Below are 26,844 nucleotides of genomic sequence, written 5' to 3'. Positions count from 1 at the left end.
CGCCGCCCTACAGGGCGTCGAGGTCGACCGCGCGGGCCATCGCCCGGTATCCCGCGTCGTTCGGGTGCAGGTGGTCACCGCTGTCGTACGCGGGGGCGAGCCGCTCCGGGTCCTTCGGGTCGGCGAGCGCCTTGTCGAAGTCGACGTACGCGTCGTACGCGCCGGAGGTCCGCACCCAGCGGTTGAACGCGTCGCTCACCGCCGCCGCGTGCTCGCCGTCGTGGTCGGAGCCGCCGAACGGGAGCAGCGTGGCGCCGACCACCCGGACGCCCTTGGCGCGGGCCTGCCGTATCAACTCCCGGTGGCCGTCGATGAGTTCGCGGGCGGAGACGACCGGGGCGGGCTTGTAGGTGGGCTGGTCGGTCTCGCTGAAGCCGATGTCGTTGACGCCTTCGAGGACGACGACCGTGCCGACGCCGGGCTGGTCGAGTGCGTCCCGCGCGAACCGGTTGGCGCTCTTCTCGCCGTACCAGGCGGAGTCGTTCAGGACGAGGTTGCCGCCGATGCCGGAGTTGAGCACGGGCCGCCGGTCGCCGGACTTCGCCAGCCGCTCGGCGAGCGCGTCCGACCAGCGGCGGTCCCGGTCGGCGGTGGAGGCGAAGCCGTCGGTGATGGAGTCGCCGAAGAGGGCGACCCCGGCGCGCCGCGGCCGCTCCGTGCCGCCGACGTCCACGCCCGCGAGGTAGTACCAGGACTCCGTCGACTCGCCGAACGCCGTGCCCGCGGTGTCGGCGGCGTGGTCCCCCTTCGCCCGGTAGCTGGTCGCGAAGGACTGGGCGTGGAAGGTGGCGGGCCCGGTGGTCCCCGCGAGGTGCAGCGTGACGGTCACGGACTCGAAGGCGTCGAGCTCCAACCCGGCGGCATCGCTGGCGAGTTCGCCGTGCGCGGGAATCGTCGCGGACGTCCGCCCGCCGAAGGTGAGCCGGCGCACCGAGCCCTTCTTCACCGCTGCGGGCGCCCCCTTCTCCGTACGGGCGATGGTGGCGCCGGCGATCCGCAGCGGCGAGCTGCCGTACGCGTTGGACAGCCGGATGCGGGCTCTGTCGCCGCCCTCGGTGACGCGGACGACCTGGCGCAGGGTCTGCCCGTCGAAGCCGGCCTCCGACCAGTTGGGCTTGAAGCCGGCGCTCGGGCGCTGCGGGGAGGTGGCCCACGCGGCGGTCCACGCGGCCCCCTTCCCGGCTTCGGGGCGGCCCGAGGGCGCGGCCTGGGCGCCGGACACGGCGAGCCCCGCGGTCAGGGCGAGCGCGGCGGCGGACGCGGTGAGGGCGAGGGAGGTGCGGGCACGCGAAATCATCGGGGTCTCCGGGGAGTTGAGGAGGGGGGGGTGTTCGGTGCGGCGGCTGCCGTCCCGACCCCTCAAAGATCCGGCAGGCCGGAGGGCGGATCAACGTCGATCCGTGAAACGATCGATGCGTCCACGCTTATCGATGCAGGTCACGGGGGGTACGTGGTGGAACGCCAGGAGCTGGAGACGTTCTTGACGCTGGCCGAGGAGCTGCACTTCGGGCACACCGCCGAGCGGCTCCTGCTCTCCCAGGCCCGGGTCAGCCAGACGGTGAAGAAGCTGGAGCGCAAGATCGGCGCCCCGCTCTTCGAGCGCACCAGCCGGGTGGTGCGGATGTCCCCGCTGGGGCGGCAGTTGTACGAGGATCTGGCGCCGCTGCACCGGCAGATGGAGGCGGCCCTGGCCCGCGCCAGGGATGTGGCGCGCGGGGTGGAGGGCGCGTTGGACGTCGGCTTCCTCGGCGCGGGCGCGGGCACGCTGACCGGCCCGGTCCTCGCCGCGTACCGGGAGCGGTGCCCCGGGGTCGAGGTGCGGATGCGGGAGATCCAGTACCGGGACCCGCTCGGCGCGCTGCGCGACGGCGAGATCGACCTGCTCTTCACCTGCCTGCCCGTCGAGGAGCCGGACCTGACGGTCGGCCCGGTCGTCATCAGGGAGAAGCGGATGCTGGCGGTGCCGCTCGGCCACCCGCTGGCCGGCCGGGCCGCCGTCTCCCTGGAGGAACTGGCGGGCGAGACGTTCTTCGGCATCGCGAACGGCGCGCCCGGGTACTGGTGGGACTTCCACGTGCCGCGCCGGACGCCCGCCGGACGGGAGATCCGGCGGGCCCGCTCGGTCGCCTCCTTCCAGGAGCTGATGACCCTCGTCGCGACGGGCCAGGGCATCTCCCCGGTGGTCGCCTCGGTGCGGGAGTACTTCTCGCGGCCCGACGTCGTGCTCGTACCGCTGGACGACGCGCCCGACGCCGAGGTGGCGCTGATCCACCGCACGGCGGGGGTGAACGCCCGCGCCGAGACGTTCGTCCGTGCGGTACGGGACACGGTGGCGGCGCGAGGCGGGCCGGCGTCGTACTGAGCGCCGCCGAGTGTTTCTCCGTGCTCCCCGGCGCTCCCCGGCGCTCCCCGGCGCCCTCGGTGTCCTCGGTCCTCTTCGGCGCTCCTCAGGCGGGGGTCACGCCGTGGCGTCCGCCACGGTCACGCGGCAGGAGAACGCCTCGATGTCCTCCTGCCGTGCGGTGACCGACACGCAGGGCCGCTCCCCCGGGTAGACGGCGGGTTCGACGCTCGCGGTGATCAGGCAGGGGGTGTCGAACTCGACGTAACGGAAGAACGCCGACTCGAAGCGGACCGGCAGCACGGCGCCCGCGCGGGGCCCCTGCACCGCGTGGGCCGCCTGCCGGGCGGCTTCGAGGAGCAGCATGCCCGGGGCGTGGTCGACGGGGTGGTCGAACAGGATGGGGTGCGCGTAGTCGACGTGCAGCAGCCACTGGTCCGGCGTGGCGGTGGGGCAGAGCACCACGTCGTCGGCGTGCTCCCGGTTGACCAGGGCGGGCGGGACCACCGGGACCGCGCCACTGAGCGGCATCGGGGCGACGTCGCTCGACACCGTGCAACGCTCGCCGCGCAGCCTGCGGTAGATGGCGGGCGCGTGGCTGCTGAACCGGGTGTGCGCCGTGCCGAGGGGCAGGCCGTCCCGCAGGATCTCGATGACCATGGTGAGAGCCGTGAGCCGGCCGCCGCGCCGGGTGATGTCCTCGCAGGTGATGCGGAGTTCGACGTCCATCGGCCCGCCGCCGGCCCACAGCGCGCCGGGCGTGACCTCGTAGGTGAAGTGCTGCCAGATCAGGTGGTGGCCGAGCGGCACGTCATAGAGGGCGTGCGAGATGAGCGGAATGCTCTGCCGAAGCGTCTCGGCGAGCAGCATCGGGTCGTGCCGCCCGGCGACGGGCGCGTAGAACGCGTGCGTGCGCGGCCACCGGGCGGTGACCGTCACACGGTCCTCGCCCGCGGGCGCCCAGCCGGTGAGCAGTACTTCGGCACGAACCCGCTTGTGCGTGAACTCCTGCGGTACCGGCCGGAGTTGGGCCTGCGGAGTGCTGTGCGCATGCGAAACGAGAGTCATGGGTCCCCCCCTGGGATGAATGACGTCGATGCCCGAACGAAGAGTGCGGGCTCTGGTGTCCCAGAACCATGACGCGTAAAGTAACGTGCGTTCTTTTTGTTTGTCGAGAGAGGCCGTCCGTATGCCGGAACCGAAGCAGGAGCGGGCCCAGAAAACGCGCGAGGAAATCCTTCGCGCCGCTGCTGAGGTCTTCGACGAGCGCGGGTACAGCGGCGCCAGCATGCGGGAGATCATGAACCGCGCCGGTGTGACGCTCGGAGCCGTCTACTTCCACTTCCCCAACAAGGAGGCGCTGGCTCTCGCCGTCATGCGGGCCCAGCCGGCGAGCATCGTGCCGGCCCTGAAGTCGGGGGGCCTGCAGCGCCTGGTGGACATCACGTTCGTGTGGGCGCACAAGCTGCAGACGGACCCGACCCTGCGCGCGGGCGTCCGGCTCACCAGCGAGCAGACGGGGTTCGGGCTCGACGACGCCACTCCGTACCGGGAGTGGGCCCGGATCATGGAGGAGTGCCTGGCCGACGGGCGTACGGCGGGCGAGGTCCGCGCGGACGTCGACGTCCGGGTGCTGGCCGAGTTCATCGTCTCCGCGTGTACGGGCCTGCAGGCCTACTCGCTGCTGACCAGCGGCCGCGAGGACCTGCCGGAGCGGACCCGGGCGATGTGGCGGCTGCTCATGCCCGCCATCGCCACGGTCAGCGCCGCCGAGAGCATCGACGTGAGCGAGGCCCGGGAGGCCGCGGTCAACGCCTGACGCGCCCGCGGTCAACGCCTGAGACGCCCGCCGTCAACGCCTGACGCGCGCCTCCGGCTGCCGCCGGACCCACCTCGACCGTTCCCTTCTTCCTCGACCGTTCCACCCCACGCTCAGTCAATCCATCAGTCGTCCGACCGAACCGAAGCCAAGGACGTATCCATGCACCAGCCCTGCACCCACCTGCGTCTCGTGGCGCTCAACATCGACGGCGTGCTGCTCAACGACACGTTCAGCCCCGTCATCGGCAACTTCATCACCAGCCGCGGAGGCGTGTACGACGCGGAGACCGAGCGCCGCATCCTCTCCCAGCCGCGCCGCGTCGCGGGCGGCGAGATGGCCCGCGCGGCGGGCCTCGACGTGTCGGGCGAACAGGCGCTGGAGATCTACTTCGAGGAGCGCGACCGCTACGTCGCCGATCACCCGGTGCGGCCCAACCCCGGTGCCGCGGAGCTGATCGAGCGGATACGGGGCCTCGGGCTCCCGGTGGTCTGTTACGGCGGTCTGAGCAAGTCCCACTTCGACACCCACCTCGGCACCTGGGCCCACCTCTTCGAGGGTCCGGGGTACGTCTGCACCGACTCGTTCCGGCCGGGCATCAAGGAGATCGCCGGGGACGTCTTCGGCCTCCGCCCCGACCAGGTGCTGTTCGTGGACGACGTGGCCCGGGTCGCCGAGGCGGCCAAGGGGTTCGGCGTGCCGTTCATCGGCCACCCCTGCAGCTTCCAGCGGACGTTCATGGAGGAGCTCGCGGTGCGGCACATCGTCGACTCGCTCGACGCGATCGACGAGGAGCTGCTGCGGACGCTCGACGCGGAGGCGGCGGCGGGCGCGATCTGGCCTGCGGTGACGCCGAGTTGAGGCGTTCGCTCGTCTCCTGACGGCCGGTCTTCGGCGACCGGTCACCGTGCCGGCCGGCCGGGGCGCACGAGGGGGGTGCCCCGGCCGGCCCGCGCGCGGCGCGGCGCGTCGCGGGACGGGTGATCCGCGGCCGATAGATGTGCTGTGGGGGGCGATACGGGTGTGCAGTGTGGGCGATGCGTGCGCTCTACGGGCGAGTTGCCAAAGGCGGAGGCGGTTCGGGCGCAGGGGCGTGGCGGGGCGGCGCGGCGACAGTAACGTCCGGTCCGAAGCTGCCCGCCCCCCCCGGATCCGGAAGGTCTCACCGGTGCCCCTGCTCACCTCTCCCGTCCCGACGTCCGCCCCGCTGATCTCCACGTCCTCCCCGCTGGCGGTGGCCGCGGCGGCTCCCGACCGCAATCTCGCCCTGGAGCTCGTCCGGGTCACCGAGGCCGCCGCGATGGCCGCGGGCCGCTGGGTCGGCCGCGGCGACAAGAACGGCGCGGACGGCGCCGCCGTGCGCGCCATGCGCACCCTCGTCTCCACCGTCTCGATGAACGGCGTCGTCGTCATCGGCGAAGGAGAAAAGGACGAGGCCCCGATGCTCTTCAACGGAGAGCGCATCGGCGACGGCACCGGCGCCGAGGTCGACATCGCCGTCGACCCCATCGACGGCACCACCCTCACCGCGAAGGGCCAGCCCAACGCCATCGCCGTCCTGGCCGCCGCCGACCGCGGCGCCATGTTCGACCCCTCGGCCGTCTTCTACATGGACAAGCTGGTCACAGGACCCGAAGCCGCCGACTACGTCGACATCAACGCGCCCGCGTCCGTCAACATCCGCCGCGTCGCCAAGGCCAAGAACGTCGCCCCCGAGGACGTCACCGTCGTCGTGCTCGACCGGCCCCGGCACCAGGGCGTCATCGACGAGGTGCGCGCGACCGGCGCCCGCATCAAGCTCATATCGGACGGCGACGTCGCGGGCTCGGTCATGGCGGTGCGCGAGGGCAGCGGGGTCGACCTGCTCCTGGGCGTCGGCGGCACGCCGGAGGGCATCATCTCGGCCTGCGCGATCAAGTGCCTGGGCGGCACCATCCAGGGCAAGCTGTGGCCGAAGGACGACGCGGAGCGCCAGCGCGCCATCGACGCGGGCCACGACCTGGACCGCATCCTCTCCACGGACGACCTGGTCAAGGGCGACAACGTCTTCTTCGTCGCCACCGGCATCACCGACGGCGAACTCCTGCGCGGCGTGCGCTACGGCGCCGAGAGCGCCACCACGGAGTCCCTGGTCATGCGCTCCCGCTCCCGCACGGTCCGCCGCATCGACTCCACGCACCGGCTGTCGAAGCTGCGCGCCTACAGCGCGATCGACTTCGACCGCGCAAACTGAGGCTCCGTCATGTCCCGTATGCGCAGGGCGATGTACGTGCTCAGGCGATGTGCCGCCGCGGCGACGGTCCCGCCGCCCCCGCCGCCCCTTCCGCCACGAGCCGGCGGTACGCGTACGCGGCGGACGCCAGCGTCATGTGGTGGTGCCAGCCGGGGTACGAGCGCCCCTCGAAGTCGCGCAGACCGTAGTTCTCCGTGAGGTCGGCGAGGGCGGCGACGGTGCCGGACTGCGCCCGCACCAGGGGCAGCAGGTCGTGCAGGGGCGGGTGCACCAGACTCGTGAGCCAGATCCGTCCGACGCCGTGCGCCCCGGGGCGCCGCCGGGCGAAGAGGCGGTAGACGCCGGGCGAGACTCCGCGCCGGCCGGGCAGCCGCACCAGGGCGGAGACCAGCCGGTCGGCCTGCGCCGGCACGTGCCGCAGCCCGGCCGCCGTGGCCGTCGTACCCTTCGGCGCGAGCAGCTGCAGGAGCCGCCCCGCGGTGAGGGTCCCGTCGGGTGCGCCGGGCGCGGCCACGCGCCGGCCCTCCGCCACGACGCGCAGGCCGTGCGGCACGGCGATCAGGCAGTCGCGCCCGCGCGCGGTGAGCTCCGCGGCCAAGTGGGCCCCGGAGGTGGGGTGGTGGCTCGTGTCGGCGACCACCGGCACCGGTTCGCGCCGGGAGAGCGGGGCGAGCGAGTCGACGAGGTGCAGGACGTGCTCGGTGGGGGAGCAGTGCCGCACGTCGTCGGGGACGCGCGTCCGCGCCCGCAGCTCGTCGTCCTCGTGCCACTCCTTGGGGAGCCGCAGCCGCCAGTCGACCGGCACGTGCGCGGAGTCCGACGAAAGGAACAGGCCTATTCCCACCTGGCAGTTGACGGTACGCCCGGTGCTGCGCTCGAACCGCTGGTGCACGCCGCAGGAGTGGCTGCCGCGCTTGGGCAGCACCGCGACGCCGACGGTCCAGGCGCGCACCCGGGTGCGGCGCTCGGCGAGCCGCAGCAGCTCGTGGCGGGCCGGATCCCAGTCCCAGGGGCTGGCGTTGGCGAACTGGTGCAGCGACTGGGCGGCCGTCGGCCCGGCGTGCAGCTGCGCCGCGAGCCGCCGCACCGACTTCCGGCCGGGCGTGGTGAGCAGCCCCAGTACGTAGGCCGCGGCCCAGCGCCGCTGATCCGCCCGGCGCAGATGACCGAAGACGGTCTCCGCGTACGAGGTGATCGACGTGTCCGCGATCAGCTCGGGCAGCGGGTGGTCCCACACCCCGGCGGTCCTTCCCTGGCCGCGCGGTGTGAGCAGCCGGTGTTCCTGGAGCTCTGTCATGGCATTCCCTCCCCGTGATGGCGCCCGACACGGACAAGAATAGAGAACGTTCGTTTTCTTTTGAAGCCCCGGGGGCAGATGGCCGCTACTTGGCCAAGTTCGGCGCGGCCGGACAGCGCGGGGGTCGACTTTCGGAAGTCGGCGTTGTCGGGGGCGCGCCCAGTGCCCACAGTGGCTGTGGCGTGCAGGACCGGAGCCGGTCAGAAGGCTCCGGGGAACAGGGAAGGGCGCGATGGTGAAGCAGGAACGGGCCGCGAGAACCAGGGAGGCCCTGGTCCGCGCGGCGGCCCGCGAGTTCGAGCGCACGGGGTACGAGGGCACGTCCCTGGGCCGCGTCGCCCGCACCGCGGGCATCTCGGTCGGTGCGCTCACCTTCCACTTCGCCTCCAAGGCGGGCCTCGCCCTCGCGGTGCGGACCCGTGGCGACGCCGCCGTCCGCGCCTGCGCGGCACAGGCGGGCCGGAGCACGGCGCCGCCGCTCGACACCGTGGTCGCGCTGACCCTCGCCCTGGCGCGGCTGCTCGAAGAGGACGAGGTGGTGCGGGCGGCGGTCCGGCTGTGGCGGGAGCTTCCTGAGGGCGACGGCTCGTGGTCCGCTCTCTGGCGGCCCACGGTGACCGAGACCCTGGCCCGCGCGGACCGGGGCGGTCTCGGCCCCGCGGTCGGTGCGGGCGACGTGGTGCTCCTCGCCGAATACCTCCTGGCGGGCGCGGAGTCCCGCCTCTCGGGACGGCCGCACGGACCGCGGGACGAGAGCGAGGACGACGGCGCGCAGCGGGACGACGGCGTGGAGGGGGACGACGGCGTCGAGCGGGACGACGGCGTGGAGCGGCACCTCTCCCGCCTCTGGGCGCTCGCCCTGCCGGGCCTCTGCGGAGGTCCCGTCAACCGCCCCTGAACGCAAGGGAAACGCAGACATCCAGGACCCGGCGTGCGAACGCGCGCGGCGGCCGGTCCGGCACGTATCGGGAAGGTGGGACGGTGAGCAGACGGAGTGAACCTGCGGTCCTCGCACGCGGGTCGGCCGCACGCGAGTCGGCCGTCCCCTGGGGCGGACCCGGGGGCGGCCCCGCGTGGGGAAGAGGCGGCGCACAGCCGAACCGGGCGCGTACGACCGGTGGGTGCGCGGAGGTCGGGCGCGCGGCGCACGGACGCACGGGCGGCCCCGGCCACGACGACGTGCTCGCGGTGGACGACCTCCTGGAGCGGGTACGGGAGGACGGCGAGGCGGACGCCGGGGGCCTGCGCTTCCTGCCCGCCCTCGACCGGCTCGTGCACTCCCTCGACACCGAGGCCGACCTGCACGCCGAGGGCCGCGCGGCCGCCCGCTCCGAGCTGATGTCGGCCCTCCAGAAGCAGCAGCAGATGATCCGGCTGCTGCGGGACCGACCCGAGATCGCGCTGAACGACATCCGCGCCCCGCTCTTCGTCACCGGCCTCCCGGGCAGCGGCGCGGCGCTGCTGCACAACGCCCTCGCGGAACACCCCGGCCTCGACGCGCCGACCCTGGCGGAACTGCACGACCCCGCGGGCCGCGCCACCACCCTGCGCCGGCGCCGCGCGGCCCTGGACCGGGCGGCGCGCCTCGTACGGGACCCGGTGCGGGCCACCGCGGGGCGCGGCTCCGGGCTGCTCATCGGCCCCACCCGGCCCGGCGGCTGCCACCGGCTGCTTGGCAACGCGTTCCACGGCATGACGGCGGCGCTCTCCTGGCGGGTGCCCGGTTACGCCGCCTGGCTGGAGTCGGCGGACACCACGGAGGCGTACGCGTTCCACCGCGCCCAGATCCAGGCCGTCACCTGGCGGATCCCGGCCTCCAAGCTCGTGCTGCGCGACTCCTTCCACGCCCGCCACCTGGGGCAGCTGCTGCGGGTCTACCCGGACGCCAAGGTGGTCCAGGTGCACCGCGATCCGGCGGACACCGTGGCCGCGTGCGCGGGCATCGCGACCGCCCTGCGCGGCCGGACGGCCGGGCAGGTGCGGGGCGTCGGACCGGAGTGGGCCGACCGCGTCGAGCGCCATCTGGTGGCCGCCGAGCGGGCCCGGCTCGACGTGCCGCGGGGACGCCTGCTCGACCTGAACTTCGCCGACCTGGTGGCGGACCCGGCCGGTCAGGTGCGGGCCGTGCTCGCCTTCGCGGGCGTCACCGCGACGCCGATGTTCGACCGCGTCGTGTCGACGTTCGTCGACGGAACGGCCCGCGAGGCGCGCCGCGCCCGCTTCTACCAGCCCGCCGAATTCGGCCTCTCCCGCCGGGAGTTGACCAGCCGGTTCGCCCTGTACCGGGCGCGGTACGGGGTGTGAGGAGCCCGACCCGAGAAGCAGCCCTTAGAAGCAGCCCCGAGAAGCAGCCCTGAGAAGCAGACCCAAGAAAGCGAGTGCCGTTCGGTGACCGTGGAAATCGACCAGGCGACGCGACCGCCCCTGCGGAAGCCGGACCCGCCCCGCGAGCACACCCCACCCCAGAGCCCCGCACCATCCCAGGAGCCCGAACCGGCCATCCCCGCCTGGAGGTTGGCCCTCACCGTCGGCGTCGTCGCCCTGGGCGGGCTGCTCTTCGGCTTCGACACCGGCGTCATCTCGGGCGCCCTGCTGTTCCTCAAGGAGGACTTCCACCTGACGTCCTTCCAGGAGGGAGCGGTGATCTCGTCGCTGCTCCTCGGCGCGGCGGCCGGCGCCCTGTGGAGCGGCGGACCCGCCGACCGCTGGGGGCGGCGCAAAACGCTCATCGTCGTCGCCGCCACCTTCACCCTCGGGCTCGCCCTCGCCACCCTGGCCGCAGGCTTCTGGACCCTGGTGGCCGCGCGGGTGATCCTCGGACTCGCCGTGGGCTCCGCGTCCTCGCTCGTCCCGCTCTATCTGGCCGAGGTGGCGCCGCCCCGGCTGCGCGGCCGCCTCATCACGGTGAACCAGATCCTGCTCACCGCGGGCATCCTCGTCTCGTACCTGATCAACCTCTGGTTCGCCGGGGACGCCAACTGGCGCGCGATGTTCGGCGCGGGCCTCGTCCCGTCCGTCCTGATGCTGGTCGGTCTCTTCTTCGTGCCGGAGAGCCCCGTGTGGCTCGACCGGCGACGGCGCGGCGAGGAGACGGTGCGCGAACGGGGCGGGAGCCGCGACACCGTGCGCACGATGCTCGCCGAGCCCGTCGTGCGGCGCGCGCTGCTGATCGGCGTCACGATCGGGGCGGTGCAGCAGTTCGCGGGAATCAACACGATCATCTACTACGCCCCCAGCATCATGCAGCGTGCGGGCCTGCCCGCCACGAACTCGATCATGTACTCCGTCGCCATCGGCGTGGCCAACCTGCTCATGACCGTCGCGGCGATCCCGCTGGTCGACCGGGCGGGCCGCAAGCCGCTGCTCGTCCTCTCCCTGGTGGGCATGGCGGCGGCGCTCATCCCGCTCGGCTGCGCCCTGAACGGGGCGTTCGGCGGGGCCTCGCACGGGGTCAGCCTGGTCTCCATGGGGCTCTACGTCTCCGCCTTCGCCGTCGGCATCGGCCCGGTCTTCTGGATCCTCGCCGCGGAGATCTTCCCGCCCGCCGTACGCGCCAAGGGCGTGGCGCTGTGCGTCCTCGTCAACTGGTCCGCCAACTTCGTCGTGGGCCAGCTCTTCCTGCCCGCGGCCGACCGGTTCGGCGAGGCCGCCGTCTTCTGGTTCTTCGCCGCGGTCTGCCTCGGCGCGCTGGTCTTCGTGGTCCGCGTGGTCCCCGAGACGAAGAACCGGTCCTTCGAAGCGATCCAGCGGGACCTGGCGGCGGGCGCAGGCACGAAACAGCAGGGCTAGTCCTTGCATCAGAATGCATTTTCCTCCCCCACGCACTCACTCACGGAGGTCTTCATGGCGACAAGCGTCGCACCCGTCGGCAGTACGGCCCCCGCGCCGGCCCCTACGCCGGCCCCCGCACCGGCCACCAGACCCGCCGGCTTCGCCCGGCTCCCCTCGCTGACCGGGCTGCGCTTCGTCGCCGCGGTCATGGTCTTCCTCTTCCACGCGTCCCTGACGACGGAGCCGCCCCTGAACCCCTTCAGCGGCGACGTCTCGGACTTCTTCCACGCCGCCGCCAGCAAGACGGGGTGGATGGGCGTCACCTTCTTCTTCCTGCTCAGCGGCTTCGTACTGACCTACTCCGCGCGCCCGAACGACACTCCGCGCAGATTCTGGCGGCGCCGCCTGGTCAAGCTCTACCCGAGCCACGTGGCCGGGTGGATCGGGGCGATGGTGCTGTTCGCCGCCGCGACCGCCACCTGGCAGCAGTGGCTGCCCAACCTGCTCCTGCTGCAGACCTGGATCCCGGACTACCACACCTACCTGAGCATCAACCCGCCGAGCTGGTCGCTCTCCTGCGAGGTCTTCTTCTACCTCTGCTTCCCGCTGCTGCACCGGTGGATCTCGGCGATCCGGCCCGAGCGGCTGTGGGCGTGGGCCGCAGGCCTGGTCGTCACGATCACCGCGATCCCGGCCCTCGGCTACCTCCTGCTGCCCGACGGCACCATGTCCAACGGCTTCCCGGTCTCCGAGGTCCAGTACTGGGCCGTCTACATGCTGCCGCCGGTGCGCACCCTCGACTTCGTCCTCGGCATCGTCATGGCGCGCATCCTCATGACCGGCCGCTGGATCAACCTGGGGCTGCTGCCCGCCTGCGGCCTCGTCGTCGTGGGCTACGCCGTCGCCAACGCCACGCCCTGGCTCTTCGGGCTCAACGCGGCGGCGCTCATCCCGTTCGCGCTGCTCATCCCCGCCGTCGCCACCACCGACCTGCGCGGCGGCCGCTCGCCCTTCCGCGGCCGCGTCATGGTGTGGCTGGGTGAGGTGTCGTTCGCCTTCTACATCGTCCACAACGTGCTTCTGGTGTACGTGCGTTCGCTGATCGGCGAGACGCGCCTGTTCGGCTTCGCCGGGGGCATGGGCGTCATGGCCCTGTACTTCGTGGTGTGCCTGGGCTTCGCGTGGCTGCTGCACAAGGGCGTCGAGATGCCGATGATGCGGCGGTTCGCCAAGCCCCGCGCGGCGCGGCGCGCCTAGCGACGACGAGGGCCGGCGCACCCCTCCCGAGGGTGCGCCGGCCCTTCCGTGTGTCCACATGCTGGCCACCGCCGCACACCTTGACCTATGCTTGCAAAGGCAAGTAATTCACTGCTGTGACGACACCGTGGGGCGGCGAGCCGCTTCCAAGGGGGCCGGGGTCCGGGCGCAGGCGAGAACAGGACGGTGAAGGACGGCATGGCGACTGCCGCGCGCGGACGGCTCAACGGCGAACTCGAACTGTGGAGGCAGCTGCTGCTCCTGGTGAACGGGGTGAGCACGACCCTCGACAAGAAGCTGCAGCGCCAACACGGCGTGACGGCCTCGGAGTTCACGGCCCTCTCGGTCCTGGGGCGCGGCGCGCTGCGCATGCAGGAGCTCGCCGACTCGGTGGGGTCGAGCCAGTCCACGATGAGCCGTCTGGTCACCCGCCTGGAGAACGAGGGCCTGGTGGCCCGTACGGTCGGCGAGGAGGACCGGCGGGTGATGTTCGCCCACCTCACCGCCGAGGGCAAGAAGCTGGTCGCCCAGGCGCAGGGCACGTTCGCCAAGGAGCTGTCGCTCGCCCTCGACCTGGCCTCCTTCGAGCCCGAGACGGCGTCCCTGGTCAACCGGCTCCGGCACGCCCCGGCGCCCCCGGCCCAGTAGCGGCGGCACGCGACGGAGCCCGGCGGGGCGGCTCTCACCGCCCCCACCGGGCTCCGTACGGACGTGCCGCTGTACGGCAGTCGGCTCGCTCAGGCGGCCTCGGTCCCGCCCTTCGCGTCGTCCTCCTCGATGAACTCACGGATGAGCTCGGCCAGTTCGGCTGGCTTCTCGAAGACCGCGAAGTGGCCCGCGTCGAGCTCGGCGTACCGGCTGCCCTTGATCGCCGCGTGCAGCGCCCGCGAGTGCGCGACCGGGATCATGTTGTCGTGGGTGGCGCCGATCACCAGGGTCGGGGCGGTGATCCTCGGCAGGATCTCGGTGATGTCGAGCTCCAGGTTGAGCGCGATCTGCCGGCCGATGCCCGCGGGGACGCCGCCGGAGACCATCTCCTCGACGCCCTCGACGCCGAACGAGTTGACCTGCGCCGTGGTCCAGCCGTTGAGCTGCAGGAACCGGCCGAAGGTCTCGTGGTCGAGCTGGTCGAGGCGGTGCCACAGGTCGAAGTAGAGCTGCTGGCGCGCGTCGTTCTTGATCCAGCCGGTGAGCAGCACCAGGCGCCGCACCTTCGCCGGGTGCGCGGCGGCGTAGGCGGCGACGGCGAGGGCGCCCTGCGACCAGCCCACCAGGTCCACCGGGCCCTCGGCGCCGCTGTCCTCGATCGCCGCGTCGATCTGGGCGACGAGCAGGTCCAGGGTGAGCGGGCCGCCCTCGTCCTCGGTGGCGCCGCTGCCCGAGTAGTTGGGGACGACGACGGTGCGGCGGTCCTGGAAGGTGTCGCGCAGGTTGTCGTACGTCCCCGCGTCGCCGCCGGTGCCGTGGACCAGGACGAGGCCGGGACCGGTGCCGGTCTCGAAGTACTCCACCTTGGAGCCGTGCGTCGAAGCGAAAGGCATCGCTTTCTCCTTGCTGTCGTGTCGCTGTCGTGCGGGAGGGGGAGGCCGCGCCGGGCGGTGCCGGCGCGGCGCCGCGGTCCGGTGCACGGGACCGCGGAGATCAGGGGGACGGGTCAGCCCGAGGCGGGCGGGTCAGCCCGATGCGGGCTCGACGGACTGCGCGTGCCGGAGGATGCCGCGGGGGTCCCAGTCGGCCTTCACCCGCTGCAGACGCGGGTAGTTGTCCTTGTAGTAGAGGGCGTGCCAGGGCGTCTTGGAGATGTTGAGCGCCGGGTCGCCGAGGTCGGTGTCGGCGTAGTTGACGAAGCAGCCGTCGTTGACCCGGCCGGGTGCGGGGACCCCGCCGGAGGCCCCGTAGACGTCCCGGTAGAACTCGCGGACCCACGCCAGGTGGCGCGCGTCCTCCGCGGCGTCCTGCCAGAACGCCAGGTACTGCAGCTTGAGCACCGAGTCCCGCTGGGCGACCGCGGTGGCGTCCGGCGCGACGGCGTTGACGCGGCCGCCGTACCCCGCGATCAGCAGCAGCGCCGCCGGGTTGGTGTAGTCGGTGCGGGTCAAGTGGTGGTAGGCGGCGGAGAGTTGGTCGTCCGGGAAGGTCGCCCGCATGTACGCGGACTTGTCCTCGAAGCGGAGCGTCGGGTCGCCGCCGGCGAACCCCGGCCACTTGGTGGCGTGCAGGAACGGCAGCCGCTGGGTGCTGACCTGGGGGGTGACCGGCACCCCGGCGGTGACCGCGGCGACGAACGCGTCCAGGTCGGCCCGCGCGCCGGAGCGGGTGGCGTCGAGCTGCGTCACCATCGTGATCGCGCCCGCCGACCGGTGCGCCGCCTTGAGCTGGCTGAACAGGTCCAGGTGCGTGGCGTCGGGCCCGCCGTGGGCGACGAACCAGTCCGCGTAGTTCTTCACCAGGCGCTTGAAGCCGGTCTGCGTCAGGCCGTCCCAGGACCAGGTGACGGTGTTGGTCAGCAGCTCCGCCGGGGGCCGTGGCAGCAGATGGGCGGGGTCGGAGCCGGTGGCGCCCGGGGTGCGCAGAAGGTACTTGGTGACGATGCCGAAGTTGCCGCCGCCGCCTCCGGTGTGCGCCCACCACAGGTCGCGCAGGCGGGCGTCGGCGGAGTCCCGGGTCGCGACGACCTTGCGTACGGTCTTGTCCTTGTCGACCGTCACGACCTCGACGCCGTACAGGTGGTCGACGGTGAGCCCGAACAGCCGGGACAGCGCGCCGTAGCCGCCGCCGACGATGTGGCCGCCGGCCGCGACCGACGGGCAGGAGCCGCCGGGCAGGGTGACGCCCCACTGCTTGAACAGGGTGCAGTAGAGGTCGGACAGCCAGGCGCCGGGCTCCACCACGAAGACCCGCAGGCCGGCGTCGTAGGTCACCGCCGTCAGCTGCGACAGGTCGATGAGGACCTTGATGTCGGAGCTGGTGGTGAAGTTCTCGTAGCAGTGGCCGCCGCTGCGCACCGCCACCCGCTTGCCCGCGGCGACGGCCTCCTTGACGGCGTCGACGACCTGGTCGGCGCTGGAGACCAGGCGCACGTAGTCGGGGCTGCCCACCCAGCGCTGGTTGGTGCCGCGGATCAGCTCCGGGTAGCGGATGTCGTCGGGCCGCACGGTGACCGCCGCCGGCGCGGCGGACGCGGTGCGGGCGGCGTCGGCCCGTACGGGCGCGGCGGCCTGGGCGAGGCCGGCGGCGGGCACGGCCGCGCCCAGGGCCGCGCCGCCCGCCACGGCGGAACGCCGCAGGACCTTGCGCCGGGTCAGCTCACTCATCAGTGCTACTCCAGGAGAAGTCGGGTGCCGCGGGTGGTTGCCGCGGCAGGTCGGGCGACCCGTGACCGCACACCGCCGGCCGGTGGTGGGGGGGGCGGCCGGGGGTGGGGTTGGGGGGTGCGTGGTCGGGCGGTGGTGGTGTCGGGGGCCCTCGGCCGGTGGTGGAGGCGGCGGGGGTGCCCCCGGCCGGTGGTGGCGTCAGTCCGTGGTGGCGTCAGTCCGTGGTGGCGTCGGCGGTGGCGGGTGCCGACGGGTTCGGGGTTGCGGGCACGGCCCCCTGCGGGGTGGTCGCGGGCACGGCCCGGTTCGGGGCGCCGGCCGGAACGGCCCGGTGCGGGGTGGCGGTGGGATCGGTCGCCGAGGCCGTCGAGGCCCCCGCGGCGCGCCGGTCCTTGGTGAGTTCGCGGGCGGCGACGGCCGTCGCGAGCCAGGACAGCAGCGCCGACGCGGCGATGACCGCACGCAACCCCAGGTCGAGGCCGAGGAGTTGGCCGCCGAACCAGGCGCCGAAGGCGATGCCGATGTTGAACGCGCCGATGTTGATGGCGATGGCGAGGGTGGGCGCGCCGCCCCCGGCCGCCGTCAGGATGCGGGCCTGCAGGCCCGGCATCACCGCGAAGTAGGCGGCGCCGAAGACGACGAGGAGGACGAGCAGCAGCCAGGGCGTCCGGCCGCCGAGCGCCATCAGGGCGAGGTCGGCGCCGAGCACCGCGAGGACGCCGACGAGGGAGGGCATCAGCGCCCGGTCGGCGAGCTTGCCGCCGATCAGGTTGCCGATGAGGGAGCCGCAGCCGACGAGCAGCAGCAGCCAGCTGACCGTCGAGTCGTCGAAGCCGCCCATCGAGGTGAGGATCGGGTTCACGAAGGTGTACGCGGTGAAGACGCCCGCCATCGCCAGGGCGGTGATGAGGATGGCGATCTGCACCTGGGGATTGCGCAGTACCCGCAGTTCGTCGACGGCGCCGCCGGCCACCGGCACGGGCGCGACGGGCGGCCGCCAGGCCACCAGGGCGAGGGCGAGCAGGCTCAGCCCGGCGATGCTCCAGAAGGCCGACCGCCAGCCCAGGTGCTCCTCCAGGAGGACGCCGAGCGGCACGCCGAGGACGGTGGCGAGGTTGAGGCCGACGGCGACCCGCGACACGGCCGTGGCCTCCTTGCCCTTCTCCGCGAGGGAGCCCGCGACGACGATGCAGACCGCGAACAGCGTGCAGTGGGTGATCGCCGAGAGGACGCGGGCGGCCATCAGGACCGCGTAGCCGGGGGCCAGCGCCGCGAGGACGTTGCTCGCGGTGAACAGGCCCATCAGGCCGAGCAGCAGGGGAGTGCGGGGCACCCGGCTGCTGGCGAGGGTGACGAGCGGGCCGAGGACCACGACGCCGAGCGCGTACGCCGTCACGAGCAGACCCGCGTCGGACAGGGAGACGTCCAGGTCACCGGCGATGGCGGGCAGCACACCGGCGACGACCAGCTCCGCGCTGCCGACGCTGAAGACGCAGAGCATCAAGGGGAAGAGGGCAAACGGCATGGCTGTTCCAAGTCACGGGTCGGGGCACGGGGCACGGGCACGGAGCGCCAGGCACGGAGCGCCAGGCACGGAGCACGGGGCGCGGGGTGCGTCAGGAGGGGTGCCGGGTCAGTCCCACGGCGAGATCAGGAGCTTGCCGCGTGAGCCGCCCGCGGCCAGGCGCCGGTGCGCCTCGCCCACCTCGGCCAGCGGGAACACGGCCCCCACCCGCAGGGTGAGCACCCCCTCGTCCACCAGGCCGGAGAGTTCTTCCAGACGGCGTCCGTCCTGCTCCACGAACGACATGCGTACGTCGATGCCGCGTTCGGCGACGGGCGGCGCGGTCGGCACGATGGAGACGGCGCGGCCGCCGTCCCGCACGCCGGCGACGGCGGCGGGCAGCCCCGCGGTCTCCAGGAGCGCGTCGGCGGCGCCGGGCGGCACCGGACGCTCGTCGGAGTAGGTCTCGTCGGCGCCGAGTTCGCGCAGCCGGTCGGCGTCCCCGGGGCGCGCGAAGGCGAGCACCTTCAGGCCGCGGGCGGCGGCCAGTTGGACGGCGAACCCGCCCACGGCGCCGCTCGCGCCGGTGATGAGCACGGTGCCGCCCGCGGGCGGGGCGAGGACGTCGAGCGCCTGGTGGGCGGTGAGCCCGGCCAGCGGCAGGGCGGCCGCGTCCCGGAGTTCCGCGGTGCGCGGGGCCTTCGCGGCGAGGCCGGCGTCGAGCGCGACGTACTGCGCGTGCGTGCCGACACCGGTGGCCATCTGGGCCGACATGGCGACGACCCGGTCGCCCGCGGTGAACCGGTCGACGCCGGGGCCGCACTCCTCGACGACGCCGGAGAGGTCCCAGCCGAGGGTCATCGGGAAGCCGTGGCGGATGTTGCCGGCCGCCGCGCCCGAGCGGACCTCCAGGTCGACCGGGTTCACGGCCGAGGCCGCGACGCGGACCAGGATCTGTCCGGGCTCGGGCGTGGGGCGGGGCAGGTCGGACACGGTCAGCAGTTCGGGGCCCCCGTACTGGGGGAGGGTGCTGGCACGCACGCGGGTTCCTCCTGGAGATATGTGAATACGGCAGAACGTAGCAGTCGTTCTGTTCTCGTATCCCGCCCGGAAGAGGCACGCGTTCCTACTTCGCCAAGTCCCGTAAATGACCGGCCGCCCTTGCAGGTGAATGCTTGAGAATGCATAGATTAAGCCGCTCTCCACAACCGAGAGGCTCTCTCCGAACCAGTTGAGGTGATCCGTGTCCGGGAACAATTCGGCACTTCTGGGCCGTCCCAGCGAGCGCGCCCAGGCCGCCGAGTACGGTGCGGCCGGCTCCGTCGGTGACGCAGCGGCGGCCCAGCCCAGCGCGGGGCTGTACGCCTACAGCGAGCGCGTCGACGCGTGGGTGGTCCGTACCGCCAAGCCCGTCAGCTACGAAGTCCGTGTAGCCGACGGCCTGTTCGACTTCGAGCGCACCGACCTGCTGGAGCCGGCCGCGGCCCCCGGCAAGCGCCTGCGCCGGTTCGTGGTGCTCGACTCCGACGTCGACCTGCTGCACGGCAACCGCATCCGCGCCTACTTCGACTACCACGACGTCGAGCACGTCATCTGTGTCGTCCCCGCGGACGAGACCGTCAAGAGCTTCGAGACCGCGGCGCGCATCGTCGAGGAGCTGGACGCCTTCGGCGTGGACCGGCGCCGGGAGCCCCTCATCGTCATCGGCGGCGGCGTCCTCATGGACATCGTCGGCCTGGCGAGCAGCCTCTACCGCCGCGGCACCCCCTTCATCCGCGTCCCCACCACCCTGATCGGCCTGGTCGACGCGGGCGTGGGCGCCAAGACCGGGGTCAACTTCAACGGCCACAAGAACCGGCTCGGCACCTACTTCCCCGCCGACCTCACCCTCCTCGACCGCACCTTCCTCGCCACGCTCGACCGGCGCCACATCGGCAACGGCATGGCGGAGATCCTCAAGATCGCCCTGATCAAGGACGCGCGCCTCTTCGACGTCCTGGAGCAGTACGGTCCGCAGCTCCTGAACGAGAAGTTCCAGGGCGAGAGCGAGGCGGGTGAGGACGCCGCGCGCGAGGTCGTGCGCCGCGCCATCCAGGGCATGCTCGAAGAGCTCCAGCCCAACCTGTGGGAGGCCAAGCTGGAGCGCTCGGTCGACTACGGGCACACCTTCAGCCCGACCGTCGAGATGAGCGCCCTGCCCGCGCTGCTGCACGGCGAGGCGGTCTGCGTCGACATGGCGCTCACCACCGTCCTCGCCCGGCGCCGCGGACTGATCGGCGACGCCGACGCCGAGCGCGTCCACGACGTGATGCGCGCCCTCGAACTGCCCGTCTGGGACGACCTGTTGGACCGGCCGGAGCTCCTGACGGCCGCGCTGCGCGACACCGTCCGCCACCGCGACGGCATGCAGCGCCTCCCGCTCCCGGTGGGCATCGGCGACGTCACCTTCGTCAACGACCTCACCGAGCAGGAGCTCCTGGACGCGGTGGCCGAGCTGCGCGTCGCGGGCCGGCGCGTGGGGGGACCGCAGCATGTCTGAGACCGCGTACGCACCGGCTCCTGACGCGGTGACGCACGACGCGGTGGCCGACGGCGCCCCCGCCGCCCGTACTTCCGCCGCCCGCACCCTCGGCGGCGAGGTGATCGTCGGTGACGTCGGCGGCCCCGCCCACATCCACGGCGTGCACGGCACCACCGGCGTGACCCGCTGGAAGGCGCTCGCCTCCGGTGCGGACCTGCGCGGCGGCTGGGAGGCCGTCGAGTGGGCGTGCGTGCCGCCGGGCGGCGTCAGCGGCGAGCACCGGCACACCCGGACCGAGGAGATCTACTTCATCCTCTCCGGGACCGGCGAGATCTACCTGGACGGCACCGCCCACCCCATCGCGCCCGGCACGCTCCTCCTCACCGGCCTCGGCACCGTCCACGGCCTGCGCAACACCGGCGACTGCGATCTGGCCTGGCTGGTCATCGAGATGCGCTCGCCCCGCTTCAGCGAGGCGCTCGGCGCGACCGCCCCCGCCTCCGTATCCGCCGCCCACACCCCCGTACCCACCCCCGCGCCCGCTTCCCCCGAGAAGGAGCACCCGGTGCCCACCGCACGCCTGCACGACCTGCGAGCCGAGCGCTCCGTCTCCCCCGCCGGCGTCTTCACCGGACCGCTGCGCACCCTCGCCCTGGAGACGGTCGACGCCTCCGGCACCGTCGAGCTGGCGGCCGACGGGCGCGAGCACATGGTGTTCGTGCTCTCCGGCACCGGCTGGGTCGAGAACGGCAGCGACGCCGCGGAGCTCCACCCGGGCACGGCCGTGACCCTTCCGCGGGGTACCCGCGCCCGCATCGGCGCGGACCGCGGAGAGGGCCTGGAACTCTTCCACGCGGAGGTCGCCGTGGCGTCGCCGGAGTCCGCGCAGTGATCGTCAGCGCACCCTCCGCGCCCTCCCGGCTGCTGCGTTCCACCGCGCCCGAGAGCGGCGAAGCCGGCCGCACCTGGCGCTGCCTCGCCCGCCGCGGCATGTTGCACAGCGAGTGCGAGTCCTTCGAGCAGATCCGGCTCTCGCCCGGCGCCACCTGGGCGCACGAGCCGGCCCACGGCACCGAGGCCGCGCTGTACGCGGTCGCCGGGTCGGCGTCGGTGCACACGGACCCGGCGCCCGACGGTGCCGGGCACGCGCTCGACGGGCACGTGCTCGACGCCGGTGGCGCGCTGCTCGTCGAGGCGCGGGCCGCGGTGCGGGTGACCGCGGGCGCCGAGGGGCTCGAACTCCTCGCCGTACGCGTGCTGCCCGCCGATGTCAGCTCCCGGCTCCCGGTGCGCGTACCGGAGTTGCCCTCGCGCGAGCAGACCCCGATTTTCCGCCCGCCGACCGACGACGGGCGCTGACCGAGGAGCGGTTACGTTGGCTGAACACCACGAAAAGGTGCTGCCACCCACGGACGACCTGCTGTGCGGCCGCTGGCCGAACGGCTCCATGAGCGCCGCGGCGATCATGGACACCAACAAGGTCGGCCGGGTCGAGGTGGAGATACCGGGCCCCGAGCTCGGCTACGTCCTGGTGGCCCCCACGACGGTCGGCATCTGCGGCACCGACCTCGAACTCCTGCACGGCACGGCCAGTTACGTGCGGGACGGCAGGGCCACGATGCCCCACGTGTTCGGCCACGAGTGGGTCGGGCGTGTGGTGGCGATCGCCGGGAACTGCCAGTACTCACGGCAGTTGCAGATCGGCGACCGGGTCGTCGGGCAGACCATGCTCTCCTGCGGGGGCTGCCGCGCCTGCCAGCGCGGCCGCCGCAACGAGTGCTCGCAGCTGAAGGAGGTCGGCCTCTACGGACAGCAGGGCGCGGCGGCGGAGTTCATCCGGCTCCCCGCCCAGTCCCTGACCAAGGTCCCGCCGGGCGTCGACGACTTCGCCGCGGCGCTCGCGGAACCCGCGGTCACGGTGCTCGCGGCGCTCGACAAGGTCGGGGTCTTCCCCGGCGAGCGCGTCCTCGTCTTCGGCACCGGCACGATGGGCCTGCTCGCCGTGCAGATGGCCCGCCGGGTCGCCGGCACGGTCGACGTGGTCGGCATCGACGACGCGGGCATCGGCGCCGCGCTGCGCATGGGGGCGGAGCACGCCTTCCTGCCCGGTGAGGCGCGCGACGGCGAGTACGACGTCGTCATCGAGGCGTCCGGCGCGGTGCCGGCGCTCCTGGAGGCGCTGCGCGTCGCGGACGTCGGCGGCCGCATCGCCGCGGTCGGCGTGCCGAGCGACCCGCTGCCGGCCGTCGACGCCTCCGAGCTGGTGCTGCGCGGCGTGACGATGACCGGCGTACGGCACGGCCTCGACTACTACGAGCGGGCGCTGCGGCTCTTCGCCGAGGGCGTCCTCACGGCCAAGGGCATGATCGCCGACGTCTTCGAGCTCGCCGACGTCGACCAGGCCTTCGAACTCCTCGAGAGGGGGCGTCGGGCCGCACCCAAGGTGGCCCTGTCACTGACCCCTCGCCCCTGAGAAGGAGGTGGTCGGCCCCCGCCCCTGACACCCCTCCCCCGGCGTCAGGGGCGCCCACCACCCACCCTTCCCTCTCCCCCCAGCACTCCCTCCCCCTCCCACCAGAAAGGGCCCCTCATGAATCGCCCCATCGCCGTTGTCACCGGCGCCAGTTCGGGAATCGGCGCCGCCGTGGCCGAGGCGCTCGCCGCGGCCGGCTGTGACCTCGTCGTCGGCTACGGGCGGCAGGCGGCCGCCGCCAAGGAGATCGCGGACGGCCTCGCCGTGCGGCACGGCGTACGGGCCGGGACCCTCGGGCTCGACCTGACCGACCCGGCCGCCGCGGGCGAGGCCCTGCGGGACTGCGTGGACGCCTTCGGCGGCATCGACGTGCTGGTCAACAACGCGGGCCTGAACCGGCGCGCGACGGTCGTCGAGGAGACCCTGGAGGAGTGGCGGCGGATCCTCGACGTCAACCTGACCAGCCCGTTCCGGCTGAGCCAGGTCGCCGCGGAGCGGATGATCGCGCAGGGCCGCGGTGGCCGCATCATCAACATCACCAGCATCCACGAGCACATCCCGATCGGGGAGGGCAGCACGTACTGCGCCGCCAAGGGCGGTCTGGGCGCGCTGACCAAGGCGATGGCGCTGGACCTGGCCGCGCACGGCATCACGGTCAACGCGGTGGCGCCCGGCGAGACCGCTACCCCGATGAACAACGTCCCGGCCGGTCTGGACGCCGCGCAGATCGCCCGCCCGGCCATCCCGGCGGGCCGCCCCGGCCGCCCGGACGAGGTAGCCGCCCTGGTCGCCTACCTGGCGTCGCCCGCGGCCGCGTACACGACCGGCACGTCGACCCTGATCGACGGCGGCATGGCGCTCTCCGCCGCGGTCGCCAACGCCGCCCACGCCGGCACGGTCTGACCCCGGCCCCCTCCGCCCCTCCCCGCGTGCACCTCGGGTGCACCCCGCAACCCTGGAGCAGCGTCATGTCACCCACCGCCCCGACGGCCACCGCGGACACCACGACCGCCCTGTCCATCCCCACCGCCCGCAACGTCGACCACTACGCCTACACCGTCGCGGACCTCGACGTCGCCGTGGACTTCTGCACCACCGTGCTCGGCGCGGACGTGCTCTACCGGCTCGGACCCGTCGAGGAGCCCGACAGCGACTGGATGGCGCGCCAGCTCGGCGTCCACCCGCGCGCCAGCGCGCACATCGCGATGTTGCGGCTCGGCCCGGACGCGAACCTGGAGCTGTTCCAGTACACGGCGCCCGAACAGCAGCTGAAGGCCCCGGAGTTCACCGACGTCGGCGGCCACCACATCGGCATCCACGTACGCGACCTGGACGCGGCCCTCGCCAAGGCCGCCCGCTCCTCGCACGTCCGCGTCCTGGGCGAACCCCGCACCGACGCGGGCGGCCCGACGGCCGGCAACCGGTGGATCCACCTCCTCACCAACTGGGGCATGCGCATCGAACTGCGCCAGCTCGCCGCCGAGTTGCCCTACGAGCGGGACACCGAAGCGCGCGTGTACCGCCCCGACGGGGAGTGGCAGCGCGGCCTGCCCGGCGCCCTCGGCATCGGCCACGTCGGCTACTCGGTGGCCGACCTCGACGAGGCCGTCGCCTTCTTCACCGGACCGATGGGCGGCGAACTCGTCTACCGCACCGCCGAGTCCCTGGACGCCGCGACGGCGCGGAGCCAGTACGCGGTGGAGGGACCGTTCCGCAAGGAGACCGCGGCGATCCGGCTCGGCCCGGTCACCACGGTCGAGCTCAGCGCCTTCGAGGCCGAGGGCCGCCGCACCGAGCGCCCCCGCAACAGCGACGTGGGCGGCCACCACCTCGCGTTCTTCGTCGACGACGTCGCCCGCGCCGCCGCCTGGCTCGACCGTACGGAAGGCGCCGAGGTGCTCGGCGACCCGCAGCTGATCGAGGACGGCGGCCCGATCCACGGCGACCGCTGGGTGTACTTCCGCGGCGTGGGCGGCTTCCAGCTGGAGGTGCTCAACATGCCGCCCGGCATGCCGTACGAGCGGTACACGCCGGCCCGCAGGTTCGGGCCGAGCCCGCGCTGGACCAACCGCTGACCGGCACCGCCGGCAAGGAATGGCAAGGAATCAGGAAGGGGTGGGGGAGTGCGCTGGGACGACATCTACGTGGCGAGCGCGGCCGCCGAGTTCGGGGAGCTGCAGACGGGCCGGGAGGCGGTGGCCGCGGGCCTGCTGCCCGCCGAGGAGATCGAGCGGAGCGCCCAGCGCTCCGTGTCGGTGAGCGCCGGGCGCAGCGGCCCCGAACTCGCCGTCGCCGCGGGCCGCACGGCGCTCGCCGCGAGCGGCAGGGATGCGCGCGACGTGGGGCTGCTGATCCACGCCGACTGCTGGTACCAGGGCCTGGAGTTCTGGAACACGGCGGCGTACGTCCAGGACCAGGTGCTCGGCCACGGCGACTGCGTGGCGTACGAGCTGCGCCAGATGTCCAACGGCGGGATGAGCGCCCTGGAGAACGCGGCGGCGCGCCTCACGGCGATCCCCGCCACGGGCGCCGCCCTGGTCACCACGGGCGACCGGTTCGCCGACCCGGCCTTCCCGCGCTGGAGCACCGACCGGGGCCTCGCGTTCGGCGACGCGGGCACGGCCGTCGTCCTCTCCCGCAGGCCGGGCCCGTTGCGCCTCGTCGCCACGGCGTCCTTCTCGCAGCCGATGCTGGAGGGACTGCACCGGGGCGACGAGCCGTTCCGGCCGAGCGGGAGCCAGGCGGGCCCGCTCGACCTGGTGGCGCGCAAGAAGGGGTTCCTGCGCGGGCGCTCCCAGGACGAGATCACCACGCGCAACGAGACCGGCATGATGTCCGCCGTCAAGAACTGCCTCGCGGAGGCGGGCGGCGACATCCACGACATGGTGGCCGTCGTCGTGCCCTTCTTCGGCGCCCGGCTCTCCCGCCTGCAGTGCCTGGCCCCGCTCGGCATCGGCCCCGAGGTGACGCTCCAGGAACTCGGCCTGACAGTAGGCCACTTGGGCGCGGGCGACCAGGCGGCCGGGGTGGCCAAGCTCCTGGCGGACGACACGCTCCGCAGCGGCGACAGGGTGCTGCTCGTCGGGGTGGGCGCGGGCTTCAGCTGGACCTGCGCGGTCCTGGAGAGAACGGGTACGGGGAGGCAGCGGTGAATCACGCCTGGAAGCGCCTGCGGGCGGAGGGCGTCGACGTATGGATCGACGTCTCGGCGACCCCCGGAGGCGCCGCGCGCGAGGTCCGGCGCGCGCTCGCGCAGGGCGTGCCGGCGGGGGCCCGCGTGGGCGGTGCGTCCGTGGAGGAGATCAGGCAGGCCTGCGACCAGCTGCTCCCGCTGCACCGCGCGAGCGGGGGAGCGAAGGGTTTGGTCTCGGCCCCCCTGCCGGAGGAGAAGACGCCAGGAACGAGCACCGGAACCAGTACTGATGCCGCCTCCTGGGCCGCGAGGGCCCGCACGCTGCGGGACGAGGTGGCGCGCCCCAACCTGGTCGTCCGCCTCCCCGCGGGGGCGGCCGACGCGGCGACGCTGCGGGCCCTGTTCGCGCTGGGTACCGCGGTGGAGGTGGCGGGGGTGTGCTCGCCGTGCCAGTACGGGCAGGTGGCGACGGCGCTGCTGACGGCCCTGGACCGGCCGCACGCCGCTCCCGCCCGCACGCCGTCCCTGATCTCCTTCGACGTCGCCGCGCTGGAGCGGCACGTCGACGCCCGTCTCGACCTCATCGGCTCCGACGAGGCGAAGGCGCTCCGGGGCCGGGCCGGCCTGGCGTGCGCGCGCCTGGCGCACCGTACGCACGAGATGACGTTCTCGTCGGCGCGTTGGGGAACGTTGGCGGCCGCCGGTGTCCCTGAGCCGAGGCCGCTGTGGGTGACGGCCGGCACGACGCCGGCCCGCGCGGCGCACGCGGTGCAGGAGCTGGTGACGCGGGGAACGGCCACGTCGATGACGCCGGCGGCGGCGCGGGTCCTGGCGGACTCCGGCACGGTGAGCGGCGACCGAGTATGGCGCCACTACGCCGACGCGGAACGCACGCTGGCGTACCTGGCCTGGTTCGACATCCTGGTGGATTCCCCGGCCACGGAACCGCCCCCGGCCCCCCGCACAACCCCCCACCGCCACCTACTCCCGGCCTGACGAGAACCACCACCAACGGCCCCGTAAGGGGCGCGGGGAACGCCGCGAACAACCACACTCCACCCGGCAGCCGACAACGCGCCCCTTAAGGGGCGCGGGGAACGGCGCGAGCAACCACAAAACACCCGCACCCAACAACGAGCCCGTTAAGGGGCGCGGGGAACGGCGCGAGCAACCACAACAAA

The 26,844-nt window shown here is 73.3% G+C and carries 24 protein-coding genes; 17 read left to right on the top strand and 7 right to left on the bottom strand.

Features of this window, described 5'->3' with window-relative positions; translation table 11 throughout:
• Positions 1–7: 7 nt before the first annotated feature.
• Entirely contained in the window at positions 8–1,297 is a 1,290-nt protein-coding gene (locus ACZ6CV_RS11400; RefSeq protein ID WP_469250606.1) for an SGNH/GDSL hydrolase family protein, read from the bottom strand.
• Positions 1,298–1,450: 153 nt separating this feature from the next.
• On the opposite strand from ACZ6CV_RS11400, the gene ACZ6CV_RS11395 reads away from it, so the two are divergent.
• Complete coding sequence (locus ACZ6CV_RS11395; protein ID WP_469250605.1) at positions 1,451–2,362, top strand: LysR family transcriptional regulator; 912 nt, start codon at positions 1,451–1,453, stop codon at positions 2,360–2,362.
• Between the two features lie 96 nt (positions 2,363–2,458).
• Here the strand turns inward: ACZ6CV_RS11395 and ACZ6CV_RS11390 are convergent, their stop codons facing one another.
• Positions 2,459–3,409, bottom strand: coding sequence for a ScbA/BarX family gamma-butyrolactone biosynthesis protein (locus ACZ6CV_RS11390; RefSeq protein ID WP_469250604.1), 951 nt, complete (start codon positions 3,407–3,409; stop codon positions 2,459–2,461).
• Between the two features lie 121 nt (positions 3,410–3,530).
• Between ACZ6CV_RS11390 and ACZ6CV_RS11385 the strand changes: the two genes are divergently transcribed.
• The 3 genes from ACZ6CV_RS11385 to glpX all read left to right on the top strand — a co-directional run bounded on the left by ACZ6CV_RS11385 (position 3,531) and on the right by glpX (position 6,393).
• Positions 3,531–4,160 (top strand): ScbR family autoregulator-binding transcription factor, encoded by a 630-nt coding sequence (locus ACZ6CV_RS11385; RefSeq protein WP_469250603.1) that lies wholly within the window; start codon positions 3,531–3,533, stop codon positions 4,158–4,160.
• Positions 4,161–4,322: 162 nt separating this feature from the next.
• Positions 4,323–5,021 (top strand): HAD family hydrolase, encoded by a 699-nt coding sequence (locus ACZ6CV_RS11380; protein WP_469250602.1) that lies wholly within the window; start codon positions 4,323–4,325, stop codon positions 5,019–5,021.
• A gap of 346 nt (positions 5,022–5,367) precedes the next feature.
• A complete protein-coding gene (gene glpX / locus ACZ6CV_RS11375) occupies positions 5,368–6,393 on the top strand; it encodes a class II fructose-bisphosphatase (RefSeq protein WP_469250893.1) in 1,026 nt (341 codons plus the stop codon).
• Positions 6,394–6,433: 40 nt separating this feature from the next.
• Here glpX and ACZ6CV_RS11370 read toward each other — a convergent pair whose 3' ends face one another.
• Entirely contained in the window at positions 6,434–7,690 is a 1,257-nt protein-coding gene (locus ACZ6CV_RS11370; RefSeq protein WP_469250601.1) for an IS701 family transposase, read from the bottom strand.
• A gap of 232 nt (positions 7,691–7,922) precedes the next feature.
• Here ACZ6CV_RS11370 and ACZ6CV_RS11365 point away from each other — a divergent pair, with 232 nt between their 5' ends.
• From ACZ6CV_RS11365 to ACZ6CV_RS11345, 5 genes are all read left to right on the top strand, one after another.
• Positions 7,923–8,588, top strand: a complete 666-nt coding sequence (locus tag ACZ6CV_RS11365) for a TetR family transcriptional regulator (protein WP_469250600.1) — start codon at positions 7,923–7,925, stop codon at positions 8,586–8,588.
• An 83-nt stretch (positions 8,589–8,671) separates the two neighbouring features.
• The gene (locus ACZ6CV_RS11360; RefSeq protein WP_469250599.1) at positions 8,672–9,994 is read left to right on the top strand and encodes a sulfotransferase family protein; all 1,323 of its coding nucleotides are present in this window, start codon (positions 8,672–8,674) and stop codon (positions 9,992–9,994) included.
• An 84-nt stretch (positions 9,995–10,078) separates the two neighbouring features.
• On the top strand, positions 10,079–11,479 hold the full coding sequence (locus ACZ6CV_RS11355; protein ID WP_469250598.1) for an MFS transporter: 1,401 nt from the start codon (positions 10,079–10,081) through the stop codon (positions 11,477–11,479).
• 54 nt (positions 11,480–11,533) lie between these two features.
• Entirely contained in the window at positions 11,534–12,718 is a 1,185-nt protein-coding gene (locus tag ACZ6CV_RS11350) for an acyltransferase family protein (protein WP_469250597.1), read from the top strand.
• A 198-nt stretch (positions 12,719–12,916) separates the two neighbouring features.
• A complete protein-coding gene (locus tag ACZ6CV_RS11345) occupies positions 12,917–13,366 on the top strand; it encodes a MarR family transcriptional regulator (RefSeq protein ID WP_469250596.1) in 450 nt (149 codons plus the stop codon).
• An 89-nt stretch (positions 13,367–13,455) separates the two neighbouring features.
• Here ACZ6CV_RS11345 and ACZ6CV_RS11340 read toward each other — a convergent pair whose 3' ends face one another.
• The 4 genes from ACZ6CV_RS11340 to ACZ6CV_RS11325 form a co-directional block, all read right to left on the bottom strand.
• On the bottom strand, positions 13,456–14,259 hold the full coding sequence (locus tag ACZ6CV_RS11340; RefSeq protein ID WP_469250595.1) for an alpha/beta fold hydrolase: 804 nt from the start codon (positions 14,257–14,259) through the stop codon (positions 13,456–13,458).
• 132 nt (positions 14,260–14,391) lie between these two features.
• A complete protein-coding gene (locus ACZ6CV_RS11335; RefSeq protein WP_469250594.1) occupies positions 14,392–16,032 on the bottom strand; it encodes an FAD-binding oxidoreductase in 1,641 nt (546 codons plus the stop codon).
• Between the two features lie 214 nt (positions 16,033–16,246).
• The gene (locus tag ACZ6CV_RS11330) at positions 16,247–17,557 is read right to left on the bottom strand and encodes an MFS transporter (protein WP_469250593.1); all 1,311 of its coding nucleotides are present in this window, start codon (positions 17,555–17,557) and stop codon (positions 16,247–16,249) included.
• A 108-nt stretch (positions 17,558–17,665) separates the two neighbouring features.
• On the bottom strand, positions 17,666–18,577 hold the full coding sequence (locus ACZ6CV_RS11325) for an NADP-dependent oxidoreductase (RefSeq protein ID WP_469250592.1): 912 nt from the start codon (positions 18,575–18,577) through the stop codon (positions 17,666–17,668).
• Positions 18,578–18,779: 202 nt separating this feature from the next.
• On the opposite strand from ACZ6CV_RS11325, the gene ACZ6CV_RS11320 reads away from it, so the two are divergent.
• The 8 genes from ACZ6CV_RS11320 (at position 18,780) to ACZ6CV_RS11285 (ending at position 26,659) form a co-directional block, all read left to right on the top strand.
• Positions 18,780–20,075, top strand: coding sequence for a sedoheptulose 7-phosphate cyclase (locus tag ACZ6CV_RS11320; protein WP_469250591.1), 1,296 nt, complete (start codon positions 18,780–18,782; stop codon positions 20,073–20,075).
• The gene (locus ACZ6CV_RS11315) at positions 20,068–20,949 is read left to right on the top strand and encodes a cupin domain-containing protein (protein WP_469250590.1); all 882 of its coding nucleotides are present in this window, start codon (positions 20,068–20,070) and stop codon (positions 20,947–20,949) included. The genes ACZ6CV_RS11320 and ACZ6CV_RS11315 overlap by 8 nt, the downstream gene beginning before the upstream one ends.
• Positions 20,946–21,416, top strand: a complete 471-nt coding sequence (locus tag ACZ6CV_RS11310) for a hypothetical protein (protein WP_469250589.1) — start codon at positions 20,946–20,948, stop codon at positions 21,414–21,416. The genes ACZ6CV_RS11315 and ACZ6CV_RS11310 overlap by 4 nt, the downstream gene beginning before the upstream one ends.
• Positions 21,417–21,432: 16 nt before the next feature.
• A complete protein-coding gene (locus ACZ6CV_RS11305) occupies positions 21,433–22,530 on the top strand; it encodes a zinc-dependent alcohol dehydrogenase (protein WP_469250588.1) in 1,098 nt (365 codons plus the stop codon).
• A gap of 117 nt (positions 22,531–22,647) precedes the next feature.
• The gene (locus tag ACZ6CV_RS11300; RefSeq protein ID WP_469250587.1) at positions 22,648–23,433 is read left to right on the top strand and encodes an SDR family oxidoreductase; all 786 of its coding nucleotides are present in this window, start codon (positions 22,648–22,650) and stop codon (positions 23,431–23,433) included.
• A gap of 65 nt (positions 23,434–23,498) precedes the next feature.
• Positions 23,499–24,605 carry a VOC family protein gene (locus ACZ6CV_RS11295; RefSeq protein ID WP_469250586.1) on the top strand — a complete coding sequence of 369 codons (1,107 nt, stop codon included), beginning with the start codon at positions 23,499–23,501 and terminating at the stop codon, positions 24,603–24,605.
• A 48-nt stretch (positions 24,606–24,653) separates the two neighbouring features.
• A complete protein-coding gene (locus ACZ6CV_RS11290) occupies positions 24,654–25,682 on the top strand; it encodes a ketoacyl-ACP synthase III family protein (protein ID WP_469250585.1) in 1,029 nt (342 codons plus the stop codon).
• Positions 25,679–26,659 (top strand): transaldolase family protein, encoded by a 981-nt coding sequence (locus tag ACZ6CV_RS11285; RefSeq protein WP_469250584.1) that lies wholly within the window; start codon positions 25,679–25,681, stop codon positions 26,657–26,659. The genes ACZ6CV_RS11290 and ACZ6CV_RS11285 overlap by 4 nt, the downstream gene beginning before the upstream one ends.
• Positions 26,660–26,844 lie beyond the last annotated feature (185 nt).

This window comes from Streptomyces sp. NPDC041713, from assembly GCF_055591085.1.
Note: the sequence above shows the minus strand (reverse complement) of the source record. Positions and strands in the feature narration are given on the sequence as shown.

What these genes read in the sequence shown, in the direction of transcription:
- ACZ6CV_RS11400 (WP_469250606.1), bottom strand. Translation starts at nt 1,297, where the DNA reads ATGATTTCGCGTGCCCGCACCTCCCTCGCCCTCACCGCGTCCGCCGCC.
- ACZ6CV_RS11390 (WP_469250604.1), bottom strand. Translation starts at nt 3,409, where the DNA reads ATGACTCTCGTTTCGCATGCGCACAGCACTCCGCAGGCCCAACTCCGG.
- ACZ6CV_RS11385 (WP_469250603.1), top strand. Translation starts at nt 3,531, where the DNA reads ATGCCGGAACCGAAGCAGGAGCGGGCCCAGAAAACGCGCGAGGAAATC.
- ACZ6CV_RS11380 (WP_469250602.1), top strand. Translation starts at nt 4,323, where the DNA reads ATGCACCAGCCCTGCACCCACCTGCGTCTCGTGGCGCTCAACATCGAC.
- ACZ6CV_RS11370 (WP_469250601.1), bottom strand. Translation starts at nt 7,690, where the DNA reads ATGACAGAGCTCCAGGAACACCGGCTGCTCACACCGCGCGGCCAGGGA.
- ACZ6CV_RS11365 (WP_469250600.1), top strand. Translation starts at nt 7,923, where the DNA reads ATGGTGAAGCAGGAACGGGCCGCGAGAACCAGGGAGGCCCTGGTCCGC.
- ACZ6CV_RS11350 (WP_469250597.1), top strand. Translation starts at nt 11,534, where the DNA reads ATGGCGACAAGCGTCGCACCCGTCGGCAGTACGGCCCCCGCGCCGGCC.
- ACZ6CV_RS11345 (WP_469250596.1), top strand. Translation starts at nt 12,917, where the DNA reads ATGGCGACTGCCGCGCGCGGACGGCTCAACGGCGAACTCGAACTGTGG.
- ACZ6CV_RS11340 (WP_469250595.1), bottom strand. Translation starts at nt 14,259, where the DNA reads ATGCCTTTCGCTTCGACGCACGGCTCCAAGGTGGAGTACTTCGAGACC.
- ACZ6CV_RS11335 (WP_469250594.1), bottom strand. Translation starts at nt 16,032, where the DNA reads ATGAGTGAGCTGACCCGGCGCAAGGTCCTGCGGCGTTCCGCCGTGGCG.
- ACZ6CV_RS11330 (WP_469250593.1), bottom strand. Translation starts at nt 17,557, where the DNA reads ATGCCGTTTGCCCTCTTCCCCTTGATGCTCTGCGTCTTCAGCGTCGGC.
- ACZ6CV_RS11315 (WP_469250590.1), top strand. Translation starts at nt 20,068, where the DNA reads ATGTCTGAGACCGCGTACGCACCGGCTCCTGACGCGGTGACGCACGAC.
- ACZ6CV_RS11300 (WP_469250587.1), top strand. Translation starts at nt 22,648, where the DNA reads ATGAATCGCCCCATCGCCGTTGTCACCGGCGCCAGTTCGGGAATCGGC.
- ACZ6CV_RS11295 (WP_469250586.1), top strand. Translation starts at nt 23,499, where the DNA reads ATGTCACCCACCGCCCCGACGGCCACCGCGGACACCACGACCGCCCTG.